This window comes from Burkholderia cenocepacia, from assembly GCF_014211915.1.
Taxonomy (GTDB): domain Bacteria; phylum Pseudomonadota; class Gammaproteobacteria; order Burkholderiales; family Burkholderiaceae; genus Burkholderia; species Burkholderia orbicola.
This window is the reverse complement of sequence record NZ_CP060041.1, coordinates 492908-519305: the sequence shown is the minus strand read 5'-3', so window position 1 is coordinate 519305 and position 26398 is coordinate 492908. Positions and strand designations below refer to the sequence as shown.

Genomic DNA, 26398 nt, shown 5'->3' with positions numbered 1-26398 from the left:
GCCGCGCCAGTCGCGTGGCACGTGATCGCATCGCGTGCCGTGCGTGCGGCCGGCGCGCCCGTTGCCTGCAAGCACGACCCGCTTTGCGCGATGCGCCGCAATCGCGGCGCACTCGTTGCGATTTCCCTCTCGTCGATGGCGGCAACGCCTGCCGCCGCGCTCCTCCTGCCGTCATTCACGACATCATGAACGCGAACCGCCCGCGATCCGCGAGCGCGGCGTCGATGTTCGTCCGACCAACCTGCCGCGCGTTGCATCGACCATGTCCGACGGACTGTCGACATGTCTTGCGCGACGCGAGAAAAGCGCACAAATCTGCGCAATCCCGCGCCCATCCGTTGTAACGGCTCGTAATACCATGCCGCGGAGTGATTTTTACGACGAACCGCTGAAGCCGCATTCGCCCATGCAACACGTAACGACGACAAGCCGGCCGCCGATCCTGGCGGCGCCGGTGGATGCCATGCTGCACGCCGTGATCGACGAAGTCGTCCACCGGAGCGTATCGGAAGCGACGACGCGCGGCGGCTACATGCGCTGCGCCGACTATGCGATCGTCGGCGCGCGGGTGCTGACGCTGCTGACCGGCAAGCCCTATCGGCCGTTCGCGGGCGGCGAAGTGATGGATTTCGGCGGCGGCAACCTGTACGCGCTCTGCACGACGCGCGAGCGGCGCCGCACCGCGCGGCATCTGTCGCAGCTCGCGCGGTATCACTGCTGGATCGAAGCGCGCCATGACGATGCGCTCGGACGCACGCGCAAGGAGATCGTCGACTTCACGCTGCGCCACGACGAGACCGTCGCGAACCAGCTGGGCATGCCGTTCGCCCGTGCTTACCAGGCTTATTTCTGGGGTGGGAAGATGAGCACGCGGTACCGGCCGAGTTGCACGATCATCCGGTATTCGCGAAGCAGGGGCCCGTGTGGCGCTGGACCGAGCGCGAATGCACGTCGCTGCTGCGTGCGTACGAGCACGAACGGCCCGGCTATTTCGGGCGTCAGGTGTCGCGTGCGATCGATCGGTTCGCTGATCGTGTCGAAGGTCTCGGCTGACCTTTGCCTGCTTCAAGGACAGCCGCGGGCCGGCTATCCGTGATGATGCGTATCCGGCGAGCGCTGGCGCGTCGCCGGGCATGAGCGACAACTCCGGGCCGCGCCTCTCGCGCGACCCGGCCGCTCACTTGCTGGACAGCGTGCCGCTGCTGTTCGCACCCCCGAACAATCGCGTCAGGTACTGCGTGTTGGTGTTCATCCGCGCCATCAACGTGTTGAGTGCGGTGAACTGCGCCTGGTATTGCTTCGTCAGTTGCGCGGCATAGTCGGACAGATCCGACTGCTGCTGCGTGACGCGCTTCAGATCGGCGGTCAGTGCGGTCGTGCGCACGTCGATCATCCCGTTCTTCTTCGTGAACTGCGTGATCTGGTCGGCCAGGCGCGTGCCGATCCCGTTCTCCGGATTGAACAGGCGCGCGACGCCCGACGGGTTCGCAGACAACGCGCTGTCGAGCTTCGCGCTGTCGACGTTCAGCGTGCCGTCCTTCTCGAGCTTGATGCCGATCGACAGCAGGTTCACGTGTCCGTTGCCCTTCTCGGTAGTGGCGCCGCTGTCGATGCCGCGCGCGACGATCGACGCGAGCGAGTTGCGGATCGTGTTCAACGTCGAATCGCCGATCAGCGCGCCTTGCGAGCTGGCTCCGGCCGTGTAGCTCGACAGCGCGCCCATCGTCTTGACCACCGTGTTGTACAGGCTCACGAAATTCGTGATCGTGGCGGCCTGCGACTTCGTGTCGGTGCTGACCGTCAACGTCTGCGTATCGGTCGCGCTGACCGCGGCCGCCGACAGATTCAACGTGATACCGGTCAGCACGCCCGACACCGCGTTGCTCGCGCTGGTCGATGCGATCCCGTTGAGCGTGAACTTCGCATCCTGCGCGGCGGTGCTCTGCCGCCACGCGGCCGCGCCGTTCGCCGAATCGATTTTCGATGCGCCGCCTGACGGGTCGGCCGTCGACGTGACGCCGAGGTTCGACAGGCCGCCGTCGTTGGACACGTTGCCGACCGCGACGCTGATCGCGTTCGCCGCGCCCGTCTTCGACGATGCCAGCACGAGGTGCGCGCCGTCCGTGCCGTTGATGACCGTCGCGCTGATCCCCGGGTTGCCCGCCGCGCCGTTGATCGCCGCCGCGATGCCCGCGAGCGTGTTGTTCGTGCCGCCGACCTCGACCTTGAACGACCGGCTGCCGAGCGACAGCGTCAGCGTGCCGGTACCGAGCGCCTTGCTGCCGTTGAAGCCGGCGGAAGACAGCGCCTGCGCGGTCGCGATCTGCGTGACGCCGACCGTGTAGGTGCCGGCGACCGCGCCCGCGCCGGCCGTCGCGGTCAGGCCCTTGCCGCTCGCGACCGCGTTGAACGTCGACTGCAGCGCGCCGTTCTTCAGCGACGTCAGGCCCGCCTCGAGCGCGCCGAGCGCGGACGACAGCGCGCCGAATGCGGAAATCCGCGTGTTACCGGTCGTTTGCGATGCGGCAAGCGCCGCGGCCCGGCCGGCCGTTTTCGCGTTCACGAGCGTCTTGACGAGCGAGCCGACATCCATCGCCGGATTGCCGGTCGAGCCGTTGATGATCGATTGTGCCGCCTGTTGCATCAGGCTGTTCGCGTTCGCGCCGCTGTTGACGGGCGTGGTCGTTGGCATGGGTGAGCTCCGGTTGAAGGCGATCCAGTGGCGAACGGCGATGGAGCCGGCCGGCGGCGATCCGGATGGGTCCGTGGCGATCCGCGTGCGTGTCGTTTCTCGCGCTTCTCGCCCGACACCCGCCACGGATCGTGGAGGTGTCGGGAAAACGTAAGAATGATTGGGTGGGCTATCGTATTATTAAATCGGTATTGGCTGGTAATTTTTTGTAATTATTCTTGTGAAAAATGTGGGAGAAGAACGATGGGTGCGGAGCCGGTTTCTAAAAGAAGTCGGCTATTCCGAGGGTAGAAAATCGTAGCCGGCCCGAAGCGGACATGAAACCTTGGATTGTCTACGGGCGGGCAGGCTCAAAAGATTGAGAGCGTTTATTGGCAGTGCGCCTTGTGAATGTTGCCGAGGCATTGCACGCCCATGCTCGGGTAGTATTGGGTAGCGAAGCTGCGGACCGCGCCTTCGTCACGGATCTTGACCTGCAAGGCGTCAAAAAATGACGATTATTGTCCGCTCTACACTGCACCGAGTCCCTGTCGACGGTCAGTCTCCACCATGCCCGCCACCGCCCTGCAATTCGCGCTGCTCGCCAAGCATCAGGAAATCGCGTCCCTGCGCCAGCTGGCCGAGCAGATCGAATTGGTCGACCTGCTCGGCCGCCTGATCCATGCGCTGCAGCGCGAGCGCGGCGCCACCAGCATCTATCTGGCGTCGAGCGGCAAGCGCTTCGTCGCCGAACGCGCGGCTTCGCGCGGCGAATCGGTGCCGCTCGTCGCGCAGTTGCGCGAGCGCCTGGACCTGGAACTGACGCCCGCGCGCGGTTCGACGTCGCGTCTGCTGTCGCTGATCGCCTGGGTGCTGCTCGACCTGGAATCGCTGGATGTGCTGCGCGAACAGATCGACCATCTTGCACTGTCGGCGCCGGATTCCGTCCAGGCGTTCAGTACCGTGATCGGCGGCCTCGTGGAGCTGATTTTCCAATTTGCCGACAGCGCGGCGGACCCGTCGGTATCGCGCATGCTGATTGCCCTCGTCCATGTCGTCGAGGGCAAGGAGGAAGCGGGACAGGAACGCGCCGTCGGCGCGCACATGTTCGCGGCGGGCACGTTTTCGGCGGACCAGCAGCAGCGCCTGCTGTATCTGATAGCCGCGCAGGAGCGCAGTCTCGAAGTCTTCGCGAGCTTCGCAAGCACGGCGCAAAGCGCATGGTGGGAAACCCGCATGACGGAGCCGCACATGGCGGCGCTCGAGAAGCTGCGCCGCGTACTGTGCACGGCGCACGCCGGCGATGCGCTCGACGCCGTCCTGAGCGAAGCATGGTTCGACGCCGCGAGCGCCCGCATCGATGATCTCTGGCACCTTCAGATTGCGCTGACGCTGCAGGTGCAGGAAACGTGCAACGCGCGAATCGACGACGCGCACCGAACGCTGCGCGACTCCGAGCGCCTGATGGCGCAATTGCGGAACAATCCGCCCCCGCATACCCAGGCGCTCGCCCGGTTCTTCGCCGGCGATCCGTTGTCGGCGCGCGCGGCGGTTCACGAACTTCCGGAACGCCTCTCCGGCTCCGACGTGGGGACGCTCGCCAGCCTGAAATCCCTGCTGGAGTCGCAATCGGCGCGACTGGCCGGCGCGGAGGTCGAGCTCGACGCGGCGCGTCGCGCGCTCTACGAACGAAAGCTCGTGCAGCGCGCGAAAAATACGCTGATGACGCGCTTCAGCCTGCGGGAGGACGAAGCGTATCGGATGCTGCAGAAAGCGTCGATGGACGGCAATCGGCCGCTTGCCGATATCGCGGAAGACGCGCTGACGTCGCCTGAGCGATTCGTCGACGAGCACGCGCAGACTTCCGCGCGACGTCGTACGCAGCGAAGCGCGCCGGACACACCGCACGACGACGGCACGACCTGACCGGCACGCACGGCGCTTCACGCACCGCGGCTGCGCCCGACGCGCATGCGCGAGGTGCAGTTTGCACCGCGCGAGTGCGATTCGCTGCGATCGGCCGCGGCTTTCTCCCCCGGCATTTCGCGTCCGGCCAGCCTGCATCGCGATATCCCCGTCACTGGTACGAGAATTGCGAACATCTCGCTCGTCGGGCTAATGGCGGCCTGACGATCGCGCCATGTCGAACCGTGGCGACCGATCACGTGGATAACAGCGTCCGCGCCAGGCACTCGCATGTCGAGCGAGTGCCTGGCGCGTTTTTTTTGCCCGTCCAACTTTACGAGCGCACACCATGGCCTACCTCACGCCCAACGAATTCGTCACCAGGATGGTCGATGCCGGTGAATCGAAGCTGTCGATGTCGACCCGCGATACGCTGATTCGCGCGTACATGGCGGGCGCGATCCTCGCGCTCGCCGCCGCCTTCGCGGTCAGCATCACGATCAACACCGGAAACGCACTAGCCGGTTCGCTGCTGTTTCCGGTGGGATTCTGCATGCTGTACCTGCTCGGCTTCGACCTGCTCACCGGCGTCTTCACGCTCGCGCCGCTCGCGGTGATCGATCGCCGGCCCGGCGCGACCTGGGGTGGCGTGTTCCGCAACTGGACGCTGGTGTTCTTCGGCAATTTCGCGGGCGCGCTGACGGTCGCGCTGTTCATGGCGATCATCTTCACATTCGGCTTTTCGGAAGCGCCGAACGCAATCGGACAGAAGATCGGCGGCATCGGCGAAGCACGCACGCTCGGTTATGCGGCGCACGGCGCCGCCGGCATGCTCACGCTGTTCGTGCGCGGCGTGATGTGCAACTGGATGGTGTCGACCGGCGTGGTCGCCGCGATGATGTCGACGTCCGTACCGGGCAAGGTGATCGCGATGTGGATGCCGATCCTCGTGTTCTTCTACATGGGCTTCGAGCACTCGGTCGTGAACATGTTCCTGTTCCCGTCCGGCCTGATGCTCGGCGCCCACTTCACGGTCGTCGACTATCTGCTGTGGAACGAGATCCCGACGGTACTCGGCAACCTGGTCGGCGGGCTGGTGTTCGTCGGCGCGGCGCTGTACAGCACGCACTACAAGACCGCACCGAAACGCGCGCCCGCTTCGCCGGTGGGTGTCGTCGCGCGCAAGGCCTGATCGCGCTGCGCCAATTTTTAATAGGCCACCATTTTCTACAGGGCGTCTATTTCCTTGGCGATCCGGGCAACGGTTGCACCGATAAATTTTCCGAGCTCCTCTCCATTTTTGGCAGGGTCCGTAAACCATCGGTCACCAGTGGCTGGTGCGACTAAACCGGATGCGAGTGCTGTTTTGACGAGTTCGACGGCCTGCTCTGTTGCTCGTGCTGTAGTCATTAATGCTCTCCTGTTTACGCTTATTAGGCTGGTGACCGCAACCGCTCTTTGCGCTCGCGGCCATGCAGATATTGCGTTAATTGACTACTTCTGGTCAACGTCCCTGAATTATTGTGATCGTTTCGTTATTTTAATAAAACTGATGGAATTAATTGGAGTGTTTCATTATTCGAATCAAATCGCAGGTCTTTGCTCAAAAGGCCCTGGCACAAGTTTGTTTGCGTCGGTTCAAATTTTGTTTGCGATGAACCACGGCCGTCGGAGCGACGGGGCGCTCTTTCCTGATTGTCCACTTAATCGAGACAGCGAATCATGTTTTGAAGGATTGATGATTCTTGGCGGGACAGTAGACTGCACCCGTGCTTTGCCAGAACCGATCCGGCGTGCGCCGCCAGTCGCGGCGTCGCCTTTCGGATTCTTCGGCGGCGGGCCATGTGGCTTGCCGTCCGATCGTGCGAAGAGTGGTCCGTTGCCGGCTTCGCGCGCCGATTCGGCGCGCAGCGGCACCGGCTGCATCAAACCGTCAATTCAAGGGTGATTTGCCATGCGTTACGTTTCGCTGGAGTCGAAGAAGGACGAGCTGCTGCTGGCGGCTCGCGTGCTGATGATGATCCTGTTCGTGCTGTTCGGCTGGCAGAAGCTGAACGGTTTTTCGGGCACGGTCGCGTATATGGCGTCGACGGGGAACCCGGCGCCCGAGCTCGCGGCCGTGATCGCGGTGGCGGTCGAACTGGTCGGCGGCGTGCTGATCGCTATCGGCTTCTATACGCGTCCGCTCGCACTGCTGTTCGCCGCCTATACGCTCGCGACCGCGCTGATCGGCCATCGCTACTGGGCGTTGCAGGGGATGGAGCAGTACATGGCGATGATCAACTTCTACAAGAACGTGAGCATCATCGGTGGACTGCTGTTGCTCGCATTGACCGGGCCGGGGCGGTATTCGGTTGATCGGAAGTAACGCGGGACGGCGTTTCCGTTCGGTATCGGGAGCCCGGTGCGCGCAAGCGTGCCGGGTTTCGCTTTTTGCGGGCGACGGAGCGATCGGCGCGCGGGCCGACTACCGAGCCGGTGTCGTGCCGAAGCACGGCGCTCAGCGCATGCGCTCGCCGTCGGAATCCGCGTCGAGGGTCACGCATTGCTCGACGCCGGCGGCCGGCGCGAAATCGAAGAAGAACGGAGTCGATCAGCTTCGCGACAGGAGGCGAGCCAGTAGACCGAAGCGTTGCGCGGTGATCGCTCATGCTATCCAATAGGCCCGATAATCCATTCGTTTCCGTGATTGATCGCCGCCCATGCCAAACTCACCCCAGTCGACCGTACGCAAAACCGTCCTCCTCATCGGCGCCTCCGGCCTGCTCGGCCGTGCGGTTGCCGCCTGCCTGGCTCGCGAATCGTCGTTGACGCTGCTCGCCACCATACGGAACCCGCAAAGCGCCGGTGCAAAACTGCTCGCATTGCCGCCGGAAAACATCGCCGAGCTGGACGTGCTCGACCAGCCGTCCCTCGAGCGCATTTTTGAAACGCACCGACCGGCAGCGGTGATTCTCTGCGCCGCCGAACGCCGCCCCGACGTCTGCGAACGCGACCCGGACGCGGCCCGCGCGATCAACGTCACCGCGCCCGCCCGCATCGGCGCACTCGCCACGCGATACGGCGCATGGACGCTCGGCATTTCGACCGACTACGTCTTCGACGGCAAGGCGGCGCCCTACCGCGAAGACGCGACCCCGAACCCGCTGAACATCTACGGCCGCACCAAGCTCGAAGGCGAGGTCGCGCTGCTTGCCGCGTCGCCGCTGTCGTGCGTGCTGCGCCTGCCGTTGCTGTTCGGCCCGATCGCCGACTGGAGCGAATCGGCCGTCACGAGCCTCGTGCCGGCCGTCGTCGCGTCTTCGCGGCCGGGCGCCGATGCAGTCGGCATGGACGCATGGGCGATCCGTTACCCGACCTGGACGCCCGACGTCGCGCAGGTCATTCGCGACCTGACGCTGCGCCATCTTGCGGGCGAATCCGTCACGGGCATTCGCCATTGGTCGGGCGAGGAGCCGATGACGAAGTACGACATCGCGCAGCGAATTGCCGCCGCGCTCGGCATCGACGCGTCGTTCACGCCGATCACGCAGCCGACCGACGCGACACCGCGCCCGTACGACTGCCATCTCGATGCCGCGCGCGTGCGCGCGCTCGGGATCGATTACGCGACGCCGTTCGATACGGCGCTGCGGACCGTGCTACGCGACGCGCCGCGGGCGCTGTAGGCGCGACACCGGCCGCGGCTCGCGGCAATCGCCGATATCAACGAGCCGATTCGCTGAGGTGCGTGCCGCCGTTCGCCGTCTACCTGGCAGCCGGGCGATCTTCCGCCCGGTATTCATTTGACCAACGAAGCATCCGCCCCCCGACGATGGCGCGGCCGCGCGACGCCGATGCAGACGCAGTGCCGCACAGCACGGCGCCATCGATGCGGCCACGCGCAGGCATTGCGAGCCGCCAATCCTCAGGCATGCGTCGCGGGGTCGAGCGGCCTCGTGGTCGAATTCAGAATTTGTCTAGTCATCCTTGCGATTCGGCCACTCGAATTGCACCAAACGTGTGCCGGAATTCCCCGTGACGATGCACGCCAGACCCTTGAAATTAGGGGATTTCCCGCGTTTCACCCGTTTTTATTGATCACCGCTTGTCTCGTTGTTTTTCTTCTTGCATGCTTGTATAGACAAATTCCTGAGGCGGCTTGCTGCACCGAAGGGATGGCGAACTTCAACGCAAGGAGAACTCTCGTGAACGGCAAGCGCATCAAGTGGGCAATCAGGACGGTCGGCGTCATCGCGGCTGCGGCGGCGACGCTCGCGGCGCCGGTGCAGGCAAAGGAATGGAAGACGGTGACGGTCGCGCTCGAAGGCGGCTACGCGCCGTGGAACCTCACGCTGCCGGGCGGCAAGCTGGGCGGTTTCGAACCGGAGCTGCTCGCCAACGTGTGCGAGCGCATCAAGGTGCAGTGCAACATGGTCGCGCAGGACTGGGACGGGATGATTCCGGGCCTGCAGGCCGGCAAGTTCGATGTCCTGATGGATGCCATTTCGATCACGCCGGAGCGCGAAAAGATCCTGCTGTTCTCGCGTCCGTATGCGGCGACGCCGGCGACGTTCGCCGTCACCGATACGAAGATCCTGCCGAAGGCCGCGCCCGGCGCACCGATCGTCAAGCTCACAGGCGACGCCAACGCGGACAAGCCTACCGTCGACACGCTGCGCAAGCAGCTGAAGGGCAAGACGATCGGTATCCAGTCGGGCACCGTCTACACGAAATTCATCAACGACAGCTTCAAGGACATCGCGTCGATTCGCGTGTACAAGACGTCGCCCGAACGCGATCTCGATCTGGTCGCCGGGCGCATCGATGCATCGTTCGACGACGTCACGTACTACGCGGCGAACAACGCGAAAAAGGACAACGCGTCGATCGTGCTCGCGGGGCCGAAGCTCGGCGGCCCGATCTGGGGGCCCGGCGAAGGGCTGGCGTTCCGCAAGCAGGATGCCGACCTGAAGACGAAGTTCGATACGGCGATCGCCGCGGCGCTCGCGGACGGCACCGTGAAGAAGCTTGCCGACAAGTGGTTCAAGACCGACGTCACGCCGTAAGCGCTGCGCGTTCGGCCGCCGCCGCGTAAGTTCATCGAACGACGCGCGATGCGGCGGCACGCATCCAGCGGATTCACTCAACGCATGCAGGGAGGCACGCATGGCGATTCTTGAAATGCTCGGCTTCGGTACCGAAGGCTGGGGCGGTGTGCTGCTGCTCGCCGCATTGATGACGGTCGCGCTGACGCTCGCCGCGCTCGCGGTCGGCGCCGTGATCGGCGCGGCGATCGCGGCCGCGAAGCTGTCGCGCTACCGCACCCTCCGCCTGCTCGGTGATTTGTATACGACGGTATTTCGGGGCGTGCCCGAACTGCTCGTCATCTATCTGTTCTACTTCGGCGGCTCGACGCTCGTGACGGCCGTCGGCCAGTGGTTCGGCGCGGAAGGCTTCATCGGCGTACCGCCGTTCGTGATCGGTGCGCTCGCGGTCGGGATGATCTCGGGCGCCTATCAGGCCGAGGTCTATCGCGCGGCGGTGCTCGCCGTGTCGAAAGGCGAGCTCGAAGCGGCGCGCTCGATCGGCATGCCGCGCAGCATGGTGCTGCGGCGCATCCTGGTGCCGCAGGTGCTGCGCTTCGCGTTGCCCGGTATCGGCAACGTGTGGCAACTGAGCCTGAAGGATTCCGCACTGATCTCGGTCACCGGTCTTGCCGAGTTGCTGCGCACGAGCCAGATCGCAGCCAACTCGACTCACCAGTACTTCGTGTTCTTCGTCGCGGGCGGTGCGTTGTATCTGCTGATGACGGGCTTGTCGAACCGTGTGTTCAACCGGGCCGAGGCGATCGTCGGCCGGTCGTTCCGCCGCAATTTCGCGCGCAACTGACGGAGTACGGGCATGTCCATCGATTTCGCTTTTCTCCTCGATACGCTGCGCCAACTGCTCGCGGCCGTGCCGACCACGCTCGGCCTGTTCTTCGCATCGCTCGTGCTCGGCGGCCTGCTGTCGCTCGTGATCGTCACGATGCGCGTGTCGCCGCGCTGGCTGCCGAACCGCTTCGCACGGGCTTACATCCTCGTGTTTCGCGGCTCGCCGCTGCTGATCCAGATGTTCCTCGTGTATTACGGGCTCGGCCAGTTCGGCGTGATCCGCGAGAGCTTCATGTGGCCGCTGCTGCGCGAGCCGTATGTCTGCGCGGTGCTGTCGCTTGCGCTGTGCACGGCCGGCTACACGGCCGAGATCCTGCGCGGCGGGCTGATGGCCGTACCGGTCGGGCAGATCGAGGCCGGGTATTCCATCGGCCTGTCGGGCTTCTCGTTGCTGCGGCGCGTGATCGGCCCGATCGCGTTGCGCCAGTGTCTGCCCGCGTATTCGACCGAAGCCGTGCTGCTCGTCAAGTCGACCGCGCTGGCGAGCCTCGTCACGGTGTGGGAAGTGACGGGCGTCGCGCAGCAGATCATTCAGCAAACCTACCGGACGACCGAAGTGTTCGTCTGCGCGGCCATCATCTATCTGGGCCTGAACTTCATCGTCGTGCGCGTGCTCGGCGCGCTCGAATGGCGGCTCTCGGGGCACCTGCGTGCGCCGAAGCCGTCCGGCGCGCCCGCCGCGGCGACCCGCAATGCCCAGCGCGTCGCGTCCTGAGCGCGCCATTCTTTCCAGGAGAATCCGATGAACACCGCTGCTCCCGTTGCGCTGTCGGTCCGAAACATCCACAAGTCGTTCGGCGATCACCATGTGCTGAAGGGCATTTCGCTCGACGCACACGAGGGCGACGTCATCTCGATCCTCGGCGCGAGCGGATCGGGCAAGAGCACGTTCCTGCGTTGCCTGAACCTGCTCGAGACCCCCGACGACGGCTCCGTCGCGCTCGCGGGCGAAGAGCTGGCGATGAAGCGCGCCCGCGACGGCAAGCTGCATCCGAGCGACCGGCGCCAGGTCGACCGGATTCGCTCGCAGCTCGGCATGGTGTTCCAGAACTTCAACCTGTGGTCGCACATGACGGTGCTCGACAACCTCGTCGAAGGGCCGCTGCGGGTGCAGAAGCGCGGTCGCGCGGAAGCGGTGGAGGAAGCCGAGGCGCTGCTCGCACGCGTTGGCCTCGCGGACAAGCGCGGCTACTATCCCGCGCACCTGTCGGGCGGCCAGCAGCAACGTGTCGCCATTGCCCGCGCGCTGGCGATGCATCCGAAGGTGATGCTGTTCGACGAACCGACGTCGGCGCTCGACCCGGAGCTGGTCGGCGAGGTGCTGCGCGTGATGCGCTCGCTGGCGGAGGAGGGGCGCACGATGCTGGTCGTCACGCATGAAATGGGCTTTGCACGCCACGTATCGAACCGCGTGATGTTCCTGCATCAGGGCGAGGTCGATACGGACGGGACGCCCGACGAAGTCTTCGGCGGCCAGACCTCCGAGCGCTTCCGGCAATTCGTGTCGAGCCACCACGACCGCACCACGAACTGAGGCTGCCATGACCGTATTCCGTGCGGCGCGGCCGCTCGACTGGCGACAGGTTGCGGCGGTGGCGGCCGGCGAGCCGCTGGCATTGGCCGACGAGACGCGCGCGCGGGTCGTGGCCGCTCGCGAACTCGTCGACGAGATCGTCGCGCGCGGGATTCGCGCCTACGGCGTCAATACCGGCGTCGGCGCGCTGTGCGACGTGATCGTGTCGCCGGCCCAGCAGAGCACGTTGTCGCACAACATCCTGATGAGTCACGCGGTGGGCGTCGGCATGCCGCTCGGCGCGGCCGAAACGCGCGCGATCATCGCGGCCGCGATCAACAACTATGCGCACGGGCATTCGGGCGTGCGTGCCGACGTCGTCGACCAGCTCGTCGCGCTGCTCGAGCACGATTGCCTTCCCGAAGTGCCGGCGCACGGCTCGGTCGGATACCTGACCCACATGGCGCACGTCGCGCTCGTCTGCGTCGGGCACGGCCATGCGCGCCATCGCGGCGAACGCATACGCGGCGACGAGGCGCTGCGGCGCATCGGCCGCGAACCGCTCGTCCTCGGTGCGAAGGAAGGGTTGAGCCTCGTCAACGGGACGCCGTGCGTCACGGGGCTGGCGGCGCTCGCGCTGGCCCGCGCGGAACGGTTGCTCGACTGGGCCGACTGGATTGCGGCGATGAGCTTCGAGAACCTCGGCGGGCAACTCGCCGCATTCGATCCGGCTTCGCTCGCGCTGCGGATTTCCCCCGGTATCGGGCAGGTCGGCGCCCGTTTGCGTGCGCTGCTGGCGGACAGCGGCATGCTTGCCGCGGCGAGCGGCCGACATACGCAGGACCCGCTCAGCCTGCGCACGATTCCGCACGTGCATGGCGCGGCGCGCGACGTGTTCGACGTCACGGCGGAGGTCGTCGATCGCGAACTCGCATCGGTCACCGACAATCCGATCGTCGCCGGCACGCGCGAGGCGCCGGCCGTACATTCGCAGGCGCATGCGGTCGGCGCCGGCATCGCGCTCGCGATGGACAGCCTCGCGAGCGCGATGGCGCAGGTCGCGGCGATCGCCGAGCGGCGGCTCGACCGACTCGTGAATCCGCTCGTCAGCGGGCTGCCGGCGTTTCTTGCCACGCCGGGCGGCAGCTGTTCGGGTTTCATGATCGCGCAGTACACGGCGGTCGCGCTGGTCGCGCAGAATCAGCGGCTCGCGGCGCCGGCGAGCCTCGACGGCGGCATCACGTCGGGGCTGCAGGAAGATCACCTGTGTCATGCGACGCCGGCCGCGCTGAAAGCGCTCGACATCATCGAGAACACGACGCGCGTGCTCGCGATCGAGCTGCTGGCCGCCGCGCAGGCGTACGATCTGCAGCCGGGCGAAACGGGGCGCGCCGCATCGACCGACGCGCTGTGGCGACACGTGCGCGAACGTGCGCCGGCGTATCACGACGACCGGCCGCTGGCGGACGATATCGCGATCGCGGCCGGCATCGTCGCCGGTGTGCCGCCGTCGTTGCGATGACGACGGTCAACGGCGAGCCGATCACCCCATATTCATTCGGTCGAGGGCGCATGAGCGAAACGGAACGCAGACTTTCCGCCCGGCAGGCGTCGGCATCGGCAGACACCGTGCCGGCGCGGGCATTGCCGGCCTACCAGCAGATCAAGCGCTACGTCGTCGAGCGGATCGCGAAGGGCGACTGGAAGCCCGGCGGCGCGATCCCGACCGAGGCCGAGCTGGTCAAGGAGTTCGGTGTGGCCCGGATGACGGTGTCGCGCGCGCTGCGCGAGTTGACGGCCGAGCGCGTGCTGACCCGCATCCAGGGGGCCGGCACGTTCGTCGAGCGCCGGCATTACGAGTCGACGGTGCTGGAGATCCGCAACATCGCGGACGAGATTGCCGAGCGCGGCCACCGGCACAGTGCGCGCGTGCTGCTGATCGAGCGCAGCGTCGACCCGGACGCGATCGATGCGCTCGGGTTGCGCGCCGGGCCCGTGTTTCATTCGCGTATCGTCCATTACGAGGAGGACGAACCGATCCAGTTCGAGGATCGCTACGTGAATCCGGCGTTGTTTCCCGCGTATCTGGAGCAGGACTTCACGCTCGAGACGCCGAATCACTACATGGTGCGACTGGCGCCGATCCAGCGTGCGGAGTTCCGGATCTACGCGGAGAAGCCCAATGCGCAGGTGCGTCGGCATCTCGTGATGGAAATCGGCGAACCGTGCTTGCTGTTGCGACGCCGTACGTGGGTCGGCGATCAGGTCGCCACGTCGGTCAGACTGTGGCATCCGGCGTCGCGGTTTCATCTGGCGGGCAACATGTAGGGAAGCGGGGTGGCCCGTTTGCCGCGTCAGCCGTGCTGGCCGGTGGCGCCGTATGGGGCGTGACGGAGTCCTGTCGTACCTGCATCGAAAGGCGATACACTGCGCGGGTTCCCGATTCGTTCGGGAGCATCGGGGAACCGGGCGACCGCATCGCGGCGCCGGCGCGGATCGCGCGACGGGCCCCGACTCACGCGAAAAAATCGAGAGAAAGAGAGAGGGCCCATGCTGACACGTCTTCGTAACGGCATCCTTCGCGCACAGGACCTGCGCGAATCCGGAGCCGCTATACCCGCCCAGCGCCCGTCGATGGCCTGCGAACTGGTCGACCTGAGTGCGAAGCGCGCGACGTGGCGCGTTCCCGTGCCGAACCAGGCGGACTGCTATCTGAAGGCCGAGCCGGGTGGCGCGGAGCGGTTCGTCGTCCATATCGACGCGGAGACGTTCTATCGCCGCTGGCTCGAGACGAGCCCCACGTTCCCGAAACAGAATTCGCAGGATTGCGTACCGCGCCGCGCCATGTCGCTCGACAGCAAGTTCGCGACGGCGGCCGCCGCGTTCGGAAGCGGCCGCGACGCACCTGTGACGTTGCCGTCGGTCGGCTACTGGGCGGCGGCAAGCGGCTACGAGGTCGCGATGAGCGACGGCATGACGCGCACCTTCTGGCTGCTCGCCCATCGCGTACGGTCGTTTCCGGTCAGCGTGGCCGACGCGAGCTGGGCGACGATACTGAACGGCCTGGCCGGCATCGGCGTGGCGCCGATCGCGTTCAGCGAGCTGTTCAGCCGGCGCGCATAAGCGCGAGGCCGCCGCGCGACGCGCATCGTTCGGCTCGATTTGACACCTGGCGCGGCCGCCGATTAAAGTCGCGACGCGGGGCGGTGGGTCAAGCACACGCCCGGAACAGGCAGCCGATGTTCCAGGACTACGGGGCTACCCCGTGGATCAGATCGATACACCGATGCGTCGCAAGTGCGCATGTTGCGCGTTGCGCAACGACGGCTCTCGCAGCACCAGCCACGTTGACCCATCGTCCCGCCTCCGTTTCCCATGCACTCATCCCTGCGCGACACCACCCGCACGATTGCCGAGGCGATGCTCGCCGGTTCGCCCGAGCGCGACGGCATCGTCGCGCGGATGGCCGCCGTGCTCGGCGAAGCACCGCCGTGGACGCACGACTGCGCGGACCTCGCGCTCGCCCGCTTCGGTGCGGACTGGGTCGATACCGACACCGACGCGCTCGCGGCGATCCTGGCCGAGGCGCCCGCGTTCGTGCGCGTATGGTATGGCGACCGTCGGCCGGTGGTGATCCGCATCGTGCGGCGGCCGCTGGTCCAGCGACCGCTGCCCGTGCCGCTCGCCGGCTGCGACGTGCCGCACTGGCCGACGCCCGGCGATCTCGCCGGCTGGCTCGGGGTGAGCGTGCCGGAACTCGACTGGCTGTCCGATCACTGGCGTGTCGACGCGCGCAGCAGCGCCACGCCGCTGCATCACTACACATACGTCGCGGTCGACAAGCGCAGCGGCGGGTGCCGCCTCGTCGAAATCCCGAAGGGACGGCTGCGCGAAGCGCAGCGTCGCATCCTGCACGGGCTGCTCGATCGCATTGCGCCGCACGGCGCGGTACACGGTTTTCGCAAGGGGCACGGGATCGTGTCGTTCGCGGCGCCGCATGCGGATCGCGAGGTCGTCGTGCGCTTCGATCTCGCGGATTTCTTCGTGTCGGTGCGCGCCGCGCGCGTCCATGCGCTGTTCGCGACGCTCGGGTATCCGGCCGAAGTCGCGCGTACGCTCACCGGGCTGTGTACCAATCGCGTGCCGTCGGCGCGGCTGCTCGCGCCGGACCTGCGCGACCGGTTCGACTGGATCGGTCGCCAGCGCTATCGCGAACGGCATCTGCCGCAGGGGGCGCCGACGTCGCCGGCGCTCGCGAACCTGTGCGCGTTCCGGTTCGACCTGCGGCTCGCCGCGCTCGCGCGTTCGCTCGATGCGACCTACACGCGCTATGCGGACGATCTCGCGTTCTCCGGCGGCGGCGCGCTCGCGCGCGACATCGAGCGGCTGCAGATCCGGGTCGCCGCGATCGCGCTCGAGGAAGGTTTCGCGCTGCAATTGCGCAAGACCCGCGTGATGCGGCGCGGTGCGCGCCAGCAACTGGCCGGCGTGGTCGTCAACCGTCATCCGAATCTGGCGCGCGACGCGTTCGATCGCCTGAAGGCCGTCCTGACCAATTGCATCCGGCATGGCCCGGCGTCGCAGAACCACGACGCGCATCCGGATTTTCGTGCGCATCTGGCCGGACGCGTCGCGCATGCGGCGGCGTTGAACGCGGCGCGCGGCGCGAAGCTGCGCGCGCTGCTCGACCGGATCGCGTGGGAGCCCGGCGGCGGCGATCGCTGAACCGTCGGGCCCGCGCGACGCCGGTCAGCGACTTCTGCATCACGACGCCGCGCACTGCTATCATTCGCGCCATGCCGCGCCCGTGCCACGCGCGGCGATCATTTGCCGCCGCCGTTCGCCCCTTGCATGCGTACGCGGCGCCGCCTTTGCCGGCCTGGCCCTGTCTGTCAGTGACGCACGACGTCGTTTAGTGCGTATCGCGCAATCATGCCGGCTCAGGTGGACGATTCACCTATTTGACAGCCCCGATCGGCTGAACTTCGTGGTAGGTTCGGCCATCGGAGCTTTTTGCAAAAACATGCCCAAAGAGGATGAATACATGACCCAGGCCCTGCAGGAACTCGAAGCACAACTTCGGGACCTGAACATCAAGCTGTCAGAGGCGAAGCAGAAGGAGAAGCAGGCCGCGCTCGCGGCGTTCAAGGAACAGGTCGAGTTGCTGGGAATTTCGCAACAGGAAGTGCTGAGTGCGCTCGGCTACATCGTCCAGCGCAAGCGCAAGGCGCCTGCCAAGTACTACGATCCGTCGACCGGCCGCTCATGGTCGGGGCGCGGCCCGCGGCCGAAATGGCTCGAAGGCAAGGATCTCGAAACGCTTGCGGTCGATCGCGAGGCCAAGACCTGGTGGCCCGGGGACGATCAGGGCTGAAGCCCGTCGCATTGCAAGGCCATCCGGCGCCGCCCGGTTCGCGCGGGCGGGCCGGCCGGCAATCCTCCGCCCGCCTGCTGTCTTTCATCCGGTGTCCGGCCTGATCGCGACATCGCCGGCCTCGCCGCCGCACCGGATCGACGTTTTCCCTTCTCTTTTCTCTTTTCCGCTCGTTGCCTGTCATTTTCCGCCTGCCGCCCCGCCAGCGCGGGCCGACGTGCGTCCGCCTCCGTCGTTCGCGGGCACAGGCCTTAGAATGTCGCCGGACATTCGTGGCAGGACACCATGGCAGCAAACATGAAATCTTCGGCGCTCGGCGGCCCGTCGACCCCGCGCGTCGAGCAGGTCGGGGCGTACGCGTGGAAAGCGCTGGCCGGCTCGGCGATCGGCTATGCGATGGACGGCTTCGACCTGCTGATCCTCGGCTTCATGCTGCCGGCGATCACGGCGGCGTTGCACCTGACGCCCGGGCAGGGCGGCGCGCTGGTCACGTGGACGCTGGTCGGCGCGGTCGCGGGCGGCATCGTGTTCGGCGCGCTGAGCGACCGCTACGGGCGCGTGCGCGTGCTGACCTGGACGATCCTGCTGTTCGCGATCTTCACCGGCCTGTGCGCATTCGCACGCGGTTTCGAGGATCTGCTCGTCTATCGCACCATCGCGGGCATCGGCCTCGGCGGCGAGTTCGGGATCGGCATGGCGCTCGCGGCCGAAGCGTGGCCCGCAGCCAAGCGCGCCCGCGTGTCGTGCTACGTCGCGCTCGGCTGGCAGGTCGGCGTGCTGCTGGCCGCGCTGCTGACGCCGTTGCTGCTGCTCCACATCGGCTGGCGCGGCATGTTCGTGGTCGGCGTGCTGCCCGCGCTGCTCGCGTGGGTGATGCGCAACAAGCTGCACGAGCCGGAAGCGTTCGTGCAGCGCGCGACGCAGCCGAAATCCAACGCGTTCCGCATGCTCGTCGCCGACGGCCGCACCGCGCGCACGAGCGTCGGCATCGCGATCCTGTGTTCGGTCCAGAATTTCGGCTACTACGGGATCATGATCTGGCTGCCGACCTTCCTGTCGAAGCAGATGGGCTTCTCGCTGACGAAATCGGGGCTGTGGACGGCGGCGACCGTCGTCGGGATGATGATCGGCGTCTGGGTGTTCGGCCAACTGGCCGACCGCATCGGCCGCAAGCCGACGTTCCTGCTGTACCAGCTCGGCTCGGTCGTGACGGTCATCGCCTATGCGCGGCTGTCGGACCCGACGGCGATGCTGTGGGCCGGCGCGCTGATGGGGATGTTCGTCAACGGGATGGTCGGCGGCTACGGGACGCTGATGTCGGAAGGCTATCCGACGGCCGCACGCGCGACCGCGCAGAACGTGCTGTGGAACATCGGCCGCGCGGTCGGCGGCTTCGGCCCGGTCGCGGTCGGCGCGCTCGCCGCGCACTACTCGTTCCAGACAGCCATCGCGCTGCTCGCCGGCCTCTATGTGCTCGACATGGTCGCGACGCTGTTCCTGATCCCCGAGCTCAAGGGCGTCGAGCTCGAATGAGCACGGTGCGCGCATGCACCGCCACGATTTCACCGGAAACCACGATGCAACGGAACAACAGGACGATCGGCGTGATGGGCTCGGGCAAGGAGCCGTGGCTCGCGTTTTCGGAACCGCTCGGCGCGTGGCTCGCGCAGGCCGGCTTCAACCTGCTGACGGGCGGCGGGCAGGGCGTGATGCTGGCGGTCGCGCGCGCGTTCGCCGGCGTGCCCGGTCGCGCCGGCCGGTCGATCGGCATCCTGCCGACGCAGGCCGATCCGGTCGCGGGCTTCGTGCCGCTCGACGGCTATCCGCATCCGTTCGTCGACATCCCGGTCCTCACGCCGCTGCCGCGCCGCGAACCGGGCGCCGCGCCGGACACGATCAACCGCAACTACGTGAACGTGCTGAGCAGCGACCTGATCGTCGCGCTGCCGGGCGGGCCCGGTACGGCCGAGGAAATTGCGCTCGCGCAGCGCTGGCGCAAGCCGCTCGTCTGCTTCGGGCCGGACGGTGCGTTTCGGTCGCTTGCCGCGGACGCGGTGTGCACGTCGTCGCTCGACGACGTGATCCGGTTCATCGACGATGCGTTTGCGGCGGAGCAGGCGCCGGTGGCCCGATAGTTCACGGGATCGATGCGATTCCTTTCGTCGGGATGCGCATGTGTCATTCAAGACGAGAACGCATGACGACCTGCGCAGCGACGGCGGCCGCCGCTATCAGTCGCCGGACGGCCCCGGCCGGCTGAAGCGCTGCTCGACGACCTCGGTCCCCCACTGCGTGCCCGCGGATTCGCTCGTCAGCGCAAAGCCGAACGACTCGTACAGATGGCGTGCGGCATCGAGCCCCTTGAAGGTCCACAGGTAGGTTTCGCGAAACCGGTGCTCGTCGACGAAACGCATCGCGAGCGTCATCAACCGACGCCCGACGCCCGAGCCGCGCAACGCGTCGTTGACGATGAACCAGCGCAGGTGCGCGACGCCCGTCGCCGGGTCGCCGTCGATCGCGAGCGACGCGAGCGTCCGGCCGTCTTCCTGGCACAGCCAGAGCGCCTTGCCGTCGGCCGGCAGCGCACCCGCGAAGGCGGCCAGCTCGGTCGCCACGCGCTGTTCGAAGAAGGCGCCGAAACCCCAGTGTTCCGCATAGAAGCGCGCATGCAGGCTCGCGATGTCGCCGATGCAGCCGGGCTGATAGCCCTCGCGAATCGACGGCGCGTCGGCGGGCGCGACGCTCGCCCTGGCCGCGTTGTCCTGGGCGAGCGCATCGGCATACAGCGCGAGCGAACGCAGCAGCGCCTGCTGGTCGGCCGGAATCATGCGACGCAGCGCATTCGACACCTGGTCGGTCGCGAACGTGTCGATTCTTTTCTGAAGCTTTTTGCCTTCGGCGGTCAGGTACAGCTCGATCGCGCGCGCGTCCTCGCTCGATACGCGCCGCTCCACGACGCCGGCCGCTTCGAGCCGCGCGAGTTGCCGGCTCGTGTTCGACTTGTCGAGCCGCAGGATCGCGCCGAGATCCTTCGCGTTGATGCCGGGCGCCATCCCGATCTCGAGGATCGCGTGCACGGCCGACGGTGCCCAGTCGCTGTCGGCCAGCGTCGCGCGCATGAAGCCGAGCTCGCGCACCAGTTTGCGCGAGAAGTCGCGCAGCTCGAGGATGGTCGCGTCGCGCGGCTTGGCCGGTGCGTCGATGAGGTCCATGGTTGCTCCTGAAAGGTTGCGTATCGCAATCAATAATAGTTGCGAGTCGCAACTTGAGCAAGGCGGATTTTCATGCGGGACCGATTGCTTCGGGGCGGCGCTTGCGCGCGGCCGGACGGCCAGGCCGACGAGACGTGGGGGCAGCCGGAACGGCACGCTCGCGACTGGTACAGAAGCGGATGGCCCGGGGCGCAGAAGTGGCCGCATACTGGCCGGCCTGCGCGTAGGGGCATCGACCGATCCTCGATCGACGGCCACGGACCACGGAGATCACCATGAACAAGCTGTTGCCGATGACGATCGCGTTGCTCGCCGGGAGCGGCATCGGGGCGGCGCCGCTCCATGCGGCCGGCGCGATGGACGCACCGCCGTGCAGCGCCGCGCATGCGGCGGATCAGGCCGGCGGGAACGCCGCGATGCCGGGTACCTCGGTCCGCAGCTTCTCGACCGCCGGGTGTTCGGGCGCGGTATTGCAGGGCGACCGGGCTACTGCGACGGTCGACGGCGACAGGATCGAGTTGCGCGACGGCGTCGTCTATGTGAACGGTCGATCCTATGGCGCGGTCACGCCGGCGCAGACGGTCGAATACGAGGCCGCGCGCGACCGGCGCACGTTGAAGGTCGACGGAAAAGTCCGCACGCTGCAGCGCTGAGGCGGATCGCGTGTGCCGGAAAACCGGATGACGGTTTTCGTTCCAGCGGTGTTCGCCGCGGCATGCTCGAACGAACGCGATGACATTTTTCCGCAACGCGCGGCATCGATCCGCTTCCCGAAACCGGCGCCACGAAGCGCCGGCCCGGGCGCGACTCAGGACGTGGCGACCGCGGCAACCGCCTCGGCCGGGCTGCCCGGCGGCTGGCCGGTTTGCCGGCGCGATCGGCCCGAGCTGAGGTACGCGGCGATCGAATCCTGCGTGATCTCGCCGAGCCACGCACCGTCGGGGTCGAGCACCGGCATCCATGACACACTGTATTGATACATCTTCGACAGCACGATGCGCAGGTTGTCGTCCGCCGCGACGCCGGCCGGGAACGGCGTCACGCGTTCGCCGCACACGCCGCCGCCGTCGGTGCGTGCCGCGCGGCGCGTCACGTAGCCGAGCGCCCGGCCCGCGTCGTCGAGCACGGTCAGATAGCGGCAGTCGGTTTCGTCCATGACCGCCAAGGCATGCGCGAGCGGCGTATCGACGCGCGCCGTTTCGGGTTGCGTGGCGGCGTCGCCGGCCTTCACGAGCAGCAGGCGCTTGAGCGTGCTGTCCTGGCCGACGAACTGCGCGACGAACTCGTCGCGCGGGCGCGCCAGCAACGTGTCGGGGTGATCGTACTGCACGAGCTGGCCGCGCCGGAACACGGCGATGCGATCGCCCAGCTTGATCGCTTCGTCGATGTCGTGGCTCACCATGATCACGGTCTTGTTCAGTTGCCGCTGCATCTGGAAGAACTCGTTCTGGATCGATTCGCGGTTGATCGGATCGACCGCGCCGAACGGCTCGTCCATCAGCAGCACGGGCGGATCGGCGGCCAGCGCGCGGATCACGCCGATGCGCTGCTGCTGCCCGCCCGACAGCTCGCGCGGATAGCGTTTCAGGTACAGCTTCGGATCGAGCGCGACCATCGACATCAGGTCGCGCGCGCGTTCGGCGCAGCGCTTCTTGTCCCAGCCGAGCAGGCGCGGCACGACGGTGATGTTCTCCTCGATCGTCATGTTCGGGAACAGCCCGATCTGCTGGATCACGTAGCCGATGTGGCGTCGCAGGTCGACTTCGTCGAGCTGCGCCGTATCCTCGCCGTTGATCAGCACGCGGCCCGATGTCGCGGCGATCAGCCGGTTGATCATCTTCAGCGTGGTGGTCTTGCCGCAGCCCGACGGGCCGAGGAACACGCAGATTTCCCCTTCGGGCACCGACAGGCTCACGGAGTCGACCGCGCGCACGGCCTGGCCGTCCTTGCGCGTGAAGGTCTTGGTCAGTTTGTCGAGTTCGATCATGTCTTCTGCACTCCCTTCGGTGTCAATGCACGTTGCAGCATCTGCAGCAGCCGGTCGGCGACGATCGCGAGCAGGCTCACGAGCACCGCGCCCACCAGCAGTTTCATCATGCTGCTCTGTCCGATCGCACGCAGGATCAGCGTGCCGAGGCCGCCCGCGCCGATCACGGCGGCGATCGTCATTACGCCGATGTTCATCACGACCGCGGTGCGCACGCCCGCGAGAATCACGGGCACCGCCAGCGGCAGCTCGACGAGGCGCAGGCGCTGCCACGACGTCATGCCGATGCCGGTGCCGGCTTCCTTGATCCCCGCCTCCACGTTGTGCAACGCGAGGTAGGTGTTGCGCATGATCGGCAGCAGCGAGTAGAGGAACACGGCGGTGATCGCGGGCGCGGCGCCGATACCCTGGCCGAAGCGCGAGAACAACGGGATCATCAGGCCGAACAGCGCGATGGACGGCAGCGTGAGCACGAGCGTGGCAATGCCGAGCAGCGGCCCGGCGAGCCAGTCGTGGCGATTGATCAGGATGCCGAGCGGTACGCCGGCGACGATCGCGCAGCCCACGGCGATCGCGACGAGCCACACGTGCTGCAGCGTGAGCTGCAGCAGCTCGGGCCAGCTCGAAGCGAGATAGTCGAATACGCTCATCGGTTGCTCCTTCAAGGTAGCGGGTGGGTGCGCAGGAATGCATCGGCGACGTCGCGCGGCGATTTGCCATCGAGATCGACCGCCTTGGCCATCGCCTGCATCGCATCGTTGTCGAGCGCGGCCGACAGCGCGTTGAGCTGCGCCGCGAGCTTCGGGTTGTGCGCGAGCGTGTCCTGGCGGACCACGGGCGTCGCGTTGTACGGCGGGAAGAAGTGCCTGTCGTCCTCGAGCGGCACGATGCCGAAGCCCTTCACGCGTCCGTCGGTCGTGTAGACGAGGCCGATCTTCAACTGGTTGTTGTGCAGGGCCGTATAGACGAGCCCCGGGTCCATCTGCTTCAGTTGCGCGCGGCTGAACTGCATGCCGTAGGCGGCGAGCAGCGGCTTGAGGCCGTCGGGGCGGTTCGCGAATTCCGCGTCCATGCCGAACACGTAATGCTTCGCCGCCGGATCGGTCTTCAGGTGCTCGGCGAGCTGCGACACCGTCCGGATGCCGGTGGCCTGCGCGAGCTGGCTCGGCAGGCCGATCGCGTAGGTGTCGTTGAGCGGCGACGCGTCGAGCCACACGAGCCCGCGCGGCACGTCGAGCGCCTTGACGCGCCGGTACATTTCCTCGGGCGACAGCTTGTCCTGGATCTTGTTGTAGACGAGCGCCGCGGTGCCCGTGTAATCCCACATCAGGTCGAACTGGCCGTTCTCCAGCGCGCTGCGGGCGAGCGTACTGCCGAGCCCGGCGCGGACTTCGACGTCGTAGCCGCGCGAGCGCAGGTACTGCGACGTGAGTTCCGCGAGCACGTATTGCTCGGTGAAGTTCTTCGCGCCGAGCACGAGCTTCGCGGCGAATGCCGGCGTGCCGGCCGCGACGCACAGCGCACTGGCGGCGCACAGGCGTGCGAGCGATCGAAGGATGCGATGAAGCGTCATGCGGCACCTCCATGGCGTGCGAGCCAATGGCGGCTGCCGGCCGCGACGATGCCGTCCAGCACCAGTGCGAGGATCGCGGTGAGCGATGCGCCGAGCAGCAGCAGCGGCTGATTGTCGAGGTAGATGCCCGGGAAGATCAGCGAGCCGAGGCTGTCCGCGCCGATCAGGTACGCGAGCGGCGCCGTCCCGACGTTGATCGCGAGCGCGGTGCGCACGCCGCCGACGATGATCGGCAGTGCATTGGGCAGCTCCACGCGAACCAGCGACTGCCAGCCGGTCATGCCGATGCCCTTGGCGGCCTCGCGCAGCGCGGCCGGCACGTTCTTCATGCCTTCGTACGCATTGCGCGTGACGGGCAGCAGCGACGCGAGGAACAGCGCGACGATCGCGGGCACGTTGCCGATGCCGAAGATGCCGAGCGCGATGGCGAGCACCGCGAGCGACGGGATCGTGTTGCCGATGTTGAAGACCTGCATGAAGCGCTCGGCCTGATGCTGGAATCGCGGCCGGCTCAGCAGCACGCCGGCGGGCACGCCCACGGCGATGGCCAATGTCATCGAATAGACGACCAGCAGCATGTGCTGGCCCGCGTAGTAGGCGAGATCGTCCGCGCGCTGATGGAACGTTTCGGCGCCAATGCCGCGCGCCAATGCCCATCCCACGGCGATGATTGCCACCAGGCTGCCCACCCGCTGGACAGTGCGTCGAGTCATGAAGATACGCCTCCTCGATTCGGTGCGGCGCGCGCAGGCGCACGCCGCGATGACGCCGCATGGCGTCGCGATGGAAGTTCGTGATCCCGGCATGGCCGCGATTGAACTGACGGAAACAGTGCTGCCGGCTGCACCGAGGTGCGGCTGGCGGTCGGGTGAACGCAACGACGCGTTCGTCTGATTGTCAGGTTCAGCCCGGCGGCGCCGTAACGGCGAGGCGCGTTCGAGCAGGGCACCGTCCTGTGAAGACGGCATGGATGCGGACGGCTGGAAGCCGACCGCTGGGGCCGGAGGCCCCTTTGACGTGGCGAAACGGATGCATGCGCAACGAAGTGCGAAATGGCATCACGTTACGCACGAGATCATGCGTTTTGTGATGAAGTTGACGCGAGTATAGAACAATCGATAAATCGCGTCTACCCGCGGGAGATCGCGGCGATGCGTCGCCGGGAGCGCGGTAGCGAAGCGCTGCGTGCGTAAAAATTGATTCGAAGACCGAATCAGTTCGGTAAAACCGTCGTCGCGGCGCACGCGTGCGATCGTCGGCGCGGTCTTCCCGAGCACGCCGAGTGCCGCGCGATATTCGACGACTTCGATTCCCGCGAAGCGGTCGGCCCTTGCAGCCCTCGACGCCACGCCGCATGTGCCGCGGCTCAGCGTTCTTCCGGGTCCGCCGCGGCCGTACCGGATTCGGCGACGGGTGCGGCGGCGGCCCGCCTGCGGATCTCGGAATCGAGGATCAGCCGCCCGCGCAGCTTGCCTTTCATCCGCTTCACATGCTTGGGCGCTTCGGTCATGTGCTCGACCATCAGCGCACGGACGCGTTCGGCATCACGCTCGCGCGCGGCCTGCAGGATCGCCTTGTGGATCGATACGTTCGCCTCGCCGAAGCGCTTGTGCTCGGCGAGCGGCGTATCGTTCCGGAACTCGATCAATTGCCGGATCATCTCGTTGATCAGTTCGCAGCTGAAGCGCAGGAACGGATTCGGATTCGCGGCCGCGAGGATGTCGTGGAACGTCGTGTCCTCCTGCCGCTGACGCAGCATGTGGCCGCGATCGTGCACGCCCGACCCGCCGTCGCAGCACGCGATGTTGGATTCCAGCGCCGCGAAGTCGCGCTCGGTCAGGTGCGGTACGGCGCCGGCAGCGAGCTCGGGTTCGAGCAGCTTGCGCACCGTATAGATGTCGTCGATCGTCACGTCCTTGAAGAACAGGTAGTTCTGCAGCAACTGAAGCGTGCGGTCGAGTGGCACCTCGACGACCATCCCGCCGCCCGACGGCCCTGTCGTGACCTTGATGAGCCCCTGCACCTCGAGCGATTTCAGCGCCTCCCGGATCGTGCTCTTGCTCACCGCATAGAGCTGCTGCAGCTCGGCCTCGCGCGGCAGGCGGTCGCCCGGCTTCAGGTCCTTCTCGGTGATCAGCCGCTTGATCTCCTCGGCGACGAGGTCGGCCCGCTTCGGCTGCTTGATTTCGACCGCGAGGCCCGCCCTGGCTCGGTCCATGACCATCTTCACGACTCCTTTGTCTGACCG

At 66.6% G+C, this 26398-nt stretch carries 27 protein-coding genes and 1 pseudogene; 19 read left to right on the top strand and 9 right to left on the bottom strand.

All coding sequences use genetic code 11. The features are described 5' to 3' along the window. Positions 1 to 406: 406 nt before the first annotated feature. Positions 407 to 1053, top strand: a pseudogene (locus tag SY91_RS31555) (hypothetical protein). A 124-nt stretch (positions 1054 to 1177) separates the two neighbouring features. Here SY91_RS31555 and fliD read toward each other — a convergent pair. After that, on the bottom strand, positions 1178 to 2692 hold the full coding sequence (gene fliD, locus SY91_RS31550; RefSeq protein ID WP_185921505.1) for a flagellar filament capping protein FliD: 1515 nt from the start codon (positions 2690 to 2692) through the stop codon (positions 1178 to 1180). A gap of 468 nt (positions 2693 to 3160) precedes the next feature. Here fliD and SY91_RS31545 point away from each other — a divergent pair, with 468 nt between their 5' ends. After that, complete coding sequence (locus SY91_RS31545) at positions 3161 to 4597, top strand: nitrate regulatory protein (RefSeq protein ID WP_260632528.1); 1437 nt, start codon at positions 3161 to 3163, stop codon at positions 4595 to 4597. A 328-nt stretch (positions 4598 to 4925) separates the two neighbouring features. Continuing rightward, a complete protein-coding gene (locus tag SY91_RS31540; RefSeq protein ID WP_011549298.1) occupies positions 4926 to 5768 on the top strand; it encodes a formate/nitrite transporter family protein in 843 nt (280 codons plus the stop codon). Positions 5769 to 5803: 35 nt separating this feature from the next. On the opposite strand, the gene SY91_RS31535 is transcribed toward SY91_RS31540, so the two are convergent. After that, entirely contained in the window at positions 5804 to 5986 is a 183-nt protein-coding gene (locus SY91_RS31535; protein WP_124476941.1) for a hypothetical protein, read from the bottom strand. Between the two features lie 31 nt (positions 5987 to 6017). Between SY91_RS31535 and SY91_RS31530 the strand changes: the two genes are divergently transcribed. The 14 genes from SY91_RS31530 (at position 6018) to SY91_RS31465 (ending at position 19513) form a co-directional block, all read left to right on the top strand. Then, positions 6018 to 6524, top strand: a complete 507-nt coding sequence (locus SY91_RS31530; RefSeq protein ID WP_185921504.1) for a hypothetical protein — start codon at positions 6018 to 6020, stop codon at positions 6522 to 6524. Between the two features lie 6 nt (positions 6525 to 6530). Then, positions 6531 to 6944: a DoxX family protein gene (locus SY91_RS31525; RefSeq protein WP_006481060.1), complete on the top strand. Its 414-nt coding sequence runs from the start codon at positions 6531 to 6533 to the stop codon at positions 6942 to 6944. 334 nt (positions 6945 to 7278) lie between these two features. Beyond that, positions 7279 to 8244, top strand: coding sequence for a dTDP-4-dehydrorhamnose reductase family protein (locus tag SY91_RS31520; protein ID WP_006481061.1), 966 nt, complete (start codon positions 7279 to 7281; stop codon positions 8242 to 8244). Between the two features lie 519 nt (positions 8245 to 8763). Next, a complete protein-coding gene (locus SY91_RS31515; RefSeq protein ID WP_034175430.1) occupies positions 8764 to 9624 on the top strand; it encodes a transporter substrate-binding domain-containing protein in 861 nt (286 codons plus the stop codon). A 100-nt stretch (positions 9625 to 9724) separates the two neighbouring features. Next, positions 9725 to 10447: an ABC transporter permease gene (locus SY91_RS31510; protein ID WP_006481063.1), complete on the top strand. Its 723-nt coding sequence runs from the start codon at positions 9725 to 9727 to the stop codon at positions 10445 to 10447. A 12-nt stretch (positions 10448 to 10459) separates the two neighbouring features. Further along, positions 10460 to 11206, top strand: coding sequence for an ABC transporter permease (locus SY91_RS31505; RefSeq protein WP_006481064.1), 747 nt, complete (start codon positions 10460 to 10462; stop codon positions 11204 to 11206). Between the two features lie 27 nt (positions 11207 to 11233). Further along, a complete protein-coding gene (locus SY91_RS31500) occupies positions 11234 to 12025 on the top strand; it encodes an ABC transporter ATP-binding protein (protein WP_023476407.1) in 792 nt (263 codons plus the stop codon). Positions 12026 to 12032: 7 nt separating this feature from the next. Next, positions 12033 to 13526, top strand: a complete 1494-nt coding sequence (gene hutH / locus SY91_RS31495; protein ID WP_006481066.1) for a histidine ammonia-lyase — start codon at positions 12033 to 12035, stop codon at positions 13524 to 13526. 50 nt (positions 13527 to 13576) lie between these two features. After that, positions 13577 to 14332 carry a histidine utilization repressor gene (gene hutC, locus SY91_RS31490; RefSeq protein ID WP_011549290.1) on the top strand — a complete coding sequence of 252 codons (756 nt, stop codon included), beginning with the start codon at positions 13577 to 13579 and terminating at the stop codon, positions 14330 to 14332. Positions 14333 to 14554: 222 nt separating this feature from the next. After that, positions 14555 to 15127, top strand: coding sequence for a plasmid fertility inhibition factor family protein (locus SY91_RS31485; protein ID WP_023476405.1), 573 nt, complete (start codon positions 14555 to 14557; stop codon positions 15125 to 15127). A 252-nt stretch (positions 15128 to 15379) separates the two neighbouring features. Next, entirely contained in the window at positions 15380 to 16729 is a 1350-nt protein-coding gene (locus tag SY91_RS31480; RefSeq protein ID WP_043887623.1) for a reverse transcriptase family protein, read from the top strand. A 319-nt stretch (positions 16730 to 17048) separates the two neighbouring features. Then, positions 17049 to 17378, top strand: coding sequence for an H-NS family nucleoid-associated regulatory protein (locus SY91_RS31475; protein WP_011549287.1), 330 nt, complete (start codon positions 17049 to 17051; stop codon positions 17376 to 17378). 285 nt (positions 17379 to 17663) lie between these two features. After that, positions 17664 to 18911, top strand: a complete 1248-nt coding sequence (locus SY91_RS31470; protein WP_023476402.1) for an MFS transporter — start codon at positions 17664 to 17666, stop codon at positions 18909 to 18911. 44 nt (positions 18912 to 18955) lie between these two features. Further along, positions 18956 to 19513 carry an LOG family protein gene (locus SY91_RS31465; RefSeq protein WP_226242380.1) on the top strand — a complete coding sequence of 186 codons (558 nt, stop codon included), beginning with the start codon at positions 18956 to 18958 and terminating at the stop codon, positions 19511 to 19513. A 96-nt stretch (positions 19514 to 19609) separates the two neighbouring features. Here SY91_RS31465 and SY91_RS31460 read toward each other — a convergent pair whose 3' ends face one another. Beyond that, entirely contained in the window at positions 19610 to 20590 is a 981-nt protein-coding gene (locus tag SY91_RS31460; protein WP_023476400.1) for a helix-turn-helix domain-containing GNAT family N-acetyltransferase, read from the bottom strand. A 275-nt stretch (positions 20591 to 20865) separates the two neighbouring features. Between SY91_RS31460 and SY91_RS31455 the strand changes: the two genes are divergently transcribed. Next, positions 20866 to 21243 (top strand): hypothetical protein, encoded by a 378-nt coding sequence (locus SY91_RS31455; RefSeq protein ID WP_023476399.1) that lies wholly within the window; start codon positions 20866 to 20868, stop codon positions 21241 to 21243. A gap of 155 nt (positions 21244 to 21398) precedes the next feature. On the opposite strand, the gene SY91_RS31450 is transcribed toward SY91_RS31455, so the two are convergent. From SY91_RS31450 to SY91_RS31435, 4 genes are read right to left on the bottom strand one after another with little or no spacing between them, the layout of a single operon-like run. Further along, the gene (locus SY91_RS31450; protein ID WP_011694963.1) at positions 21399 to 22577 is read right to left on the bottom strand and encodes an ABC transporter ATP-binding protein; all 1179 of its coding nucleotides are present in this window, start codon (positions 22575 to 22577) and stop codon (positions 21399 to 21401) included. Further along, the gene (locus tag SY91_RS31445; protein WP_006481104.1) at positions 22574 to 23227 is read right to left on the bottom strand and encodes an ABC transporter permease; all 654 of its coding nucleotides are present in this window, start codon (positions 23225 to 23227) and stop codon (positions 22574 to 22576) included. The genes SY91_RS31450 and SY91_RS31445 overlap by 4 nt, the downstream gene beginning before the upstream one ends. Before the next feature lie 11 nt (positions 23228 to 23238). Next, positions 23239 to 24150, bottom strand: a complete 912-nt coding sequence (locus SY91_RS31440; protein WP_023476398.1) for a glycine betaine ABC transporter substrate-binding protein — start codon at positions 24148 to 24150, stop codon at positions 23239 to 23241. Then, positions 24147 to 24863, bottom strand: a complete 717-nt coding sequence (locus SY91_RS31435) for an ABC transporter permease (RefSeq protein WP_043887622.1) — start codon at positions 24861 to 24863, stop codon at positions 24147 to 24149. The genes SY91_RS31440 and SY91_RS31435 overlap by 4 nt, the downstream gene beginning before the upstream one ends. On the opposite strand from SY91_RS31435, the gene SY91_RS31430 reads away from it, so the two are divergent. Further along, positions 24862 to 25044, top strand: coding sequence for a hypothetical protein (locus SY91_RS31430; protein ID WP_023476396.1), 183 nt, complete (start codon positions 24862 to 24864; stop codon positions 25042 to 25044). The two genes, SY91_RS31435 and SY91_RS31430, sit on opposite strands and share 2 nt — an antisense overlap. 164 nt (positions 25045 to 25208) lie before the next feature. On the opposite strand, the gene SY91_RS31425 is transcribed toward SY91_RS31430, so the two are convergent. Continuing rightward, entirely contained in the window at positions 25209 to 25499 is a 291-nt protein-coding gene (locus SY91_RS31425; protein ID WP_023476395.1) for a hypothetical protein, read from the bottom strand. Positions 25500 to 25516: 17 nt separating this feature from the next. After that, positions 25517 to 26374, bottom strand: coding sequence for a FadR/GntR family transcriptional regulator (locus SY91_RS31420; RefSeq protein WP_023476394.1), 858 nt, complete (start codon positions 26372 to 26374; stop codon positions 25517 to 25519). Positions 26375 to 26398 lie beyond the last annotated feature (24 nt).

What these genes read in the sequence shown, in the direction of transcription:
- SY91_RS31455 (WP_023476399.1), top strand. Translation starts at nt 20,866, where the DNA reads ATGAACAAGCTGTTGCCGATGACGATCGCGTTGCTCGCCGGGAGCGGC.
- SY91_RS31500 (WP_023476407.1), top strand. Translation starts at nt 11,234, where the DNA reads ATGAACACCGCTGCTCCCGTTGCGCTGTCGGTCCGAAACATCCACAAG.
- hutH (WP_006481066.1), top strand. Translation starts at nt 12,033, where the DNA reads ATGACCGTATTCCGTGCGGCGCGGCCGCTCGACTGGCGACAGGTTGCG.
- SY91_RS31535 (WP_124476941.1), bottom strand. Translation starts at nt 5,986, where the DNA reads ATGACTACAGCACGAGCAACAGAGCAGGCCGTCGAACTCGTCAAAACA.
- SY91_RS31470 (WP_023476402.1), top strand. Translation starts at nt 17,664, where the DNA reads ATGGCAGCAAACATGAAATCTTCGGCGCTCGGCGGCCCGTCGACCCCG.
- SY91_RS31520 (WP_006481061.1), top strand. Translation starts at nt 7,279, where the DNA reads ATGCCAAACTCACCCCAGTCGACCGTACGCAAAACCGTCCTCCTCATC.
- SY91_RS31460 (WP_023476400.1), bottom strand. Translation starts at nt 20,590, where the DNA reads ATGGACCTCATCGACGCACCGGCCAAGCCGCGCGACGCGACCATCCTC.
- SY91_RS31525 (WP_006481060.1), top strand. Translation starts at nt 6,531, where the DNA reads ATGCGTTACGTTTCGCTGGAGTCGAAGAAGGACGAGCTGCTGCTGGCG.
- SY91_RS31480 (WP_043887623.1), top strand. Translation starts at nt 15,380, where the DNA reads ATGCACTCATCCCTGCGCGACACCACCCGCACGATTGCCGAGGCGATG.
- fliD (WP_185921505.1), bottom strand. Translation starts at nt 2,692, where the DNA reads ATGCCAACGACCACGCCCGTCAACAGCGGCGCGAACGCGAACAGCCTG.
- SY91_RS31450 (WP_011694963.1), bottom strand. Translation starts at nt 22,577, where the DNA reads ATGATCGAACTCGACAAACTGACCAAGACCTTCACGCGCAAGGACGGC.
- SY91_RS31430 (WP_023476396.1), top strand. Translation starts at nt 24,862, where the DNA reads ATGAAGATACGCCTCCTCGATTCGGTGCGGCGCGCGCAGGCGCACGCC.
- SY91_RS31505 (WP_006481064.1), top strand. Translation starts at nt 10,460, where the DNA reads ATGTCCATCGATTTCGCTTTTCTCCTCGATACGCTGCGCCAACTGCTC.
- SY91_RS31475 (WP_011549287.1), top strand. Translation starts at nt 17,049, where the DNA reads ATGACCCAGGCCCTGCAGGAACTCGAAGCACAACTTCGGGACCTGAAC.
- SY91_RS31510 (WP_006481063.1), top strand. Translation starts at nt 9,725, where the DNA reads ATGGCGATTCTTGAAATGCTCGGCTTCGGTACCGAAGGCTGGGGCGGT.
- SY91_RS31485 (WP_023476405.1), top strand. Translation starts at nt 14,555, where the DNA reads ATGCTGACACGTCTTCGTAACGGCATCCTTCGCGCACAGGACCTGCGC.
- SY91_RS31420 (WP_023476394.1), bottom strand. Translation starts at nt 26,374, where the DNA reads ATGGTCATGGACCGAGCCAGGGCGGGCCTCGCGGTCGAAATCAAGCAG.
- SY91_RS31440 (WP_023476398.1), bottom strand. Translation starts at nt 24,150, where the DNA reads ATGACGCTTCATCGCATCCTTCGATCGCTCGCACGCCTGTGCGCCGCC.
- SY91_RS31465 (WP_226242380.1), top strand. Translation starts at nt 18,956, where the DNA reads ATGCAACGGAACAACAGGACGATCGGCGTGATGGGCTCGGGCAAGGAG.
- hutC (WP_011549290.1), top strand. Translation starts at nt 13,577, where the DNA reads ATGAGCGAAACGGAACGCAGACTTTCCGCCCGGCAGGCGTCGGCATCG.
- SY91_RS31445 (WP_006481104.1), bottom strand. Translation starts at nt 23,227, where the DNA reads ATGAGCGTATTCGACTATCTCGCTTCGAGCTGGCCCGAGCTGCTGCAG.
- SY91_RS31540 (WP_011549298.1), top strand. Translation starts at nt 4,926, where the DNA reads ATGGCCTACCTCACGCCCAACGAATTCGTCACCAGGATGGTCGATGCC.
- SY91_RS31435 (WP_043887622.1), bottom strand. Translation starts at nt 24,863, where the DNA reads ATGACTCGACGCACTGTCCAGCGGGTGGGCAGCCTGGTGGCAATCATC.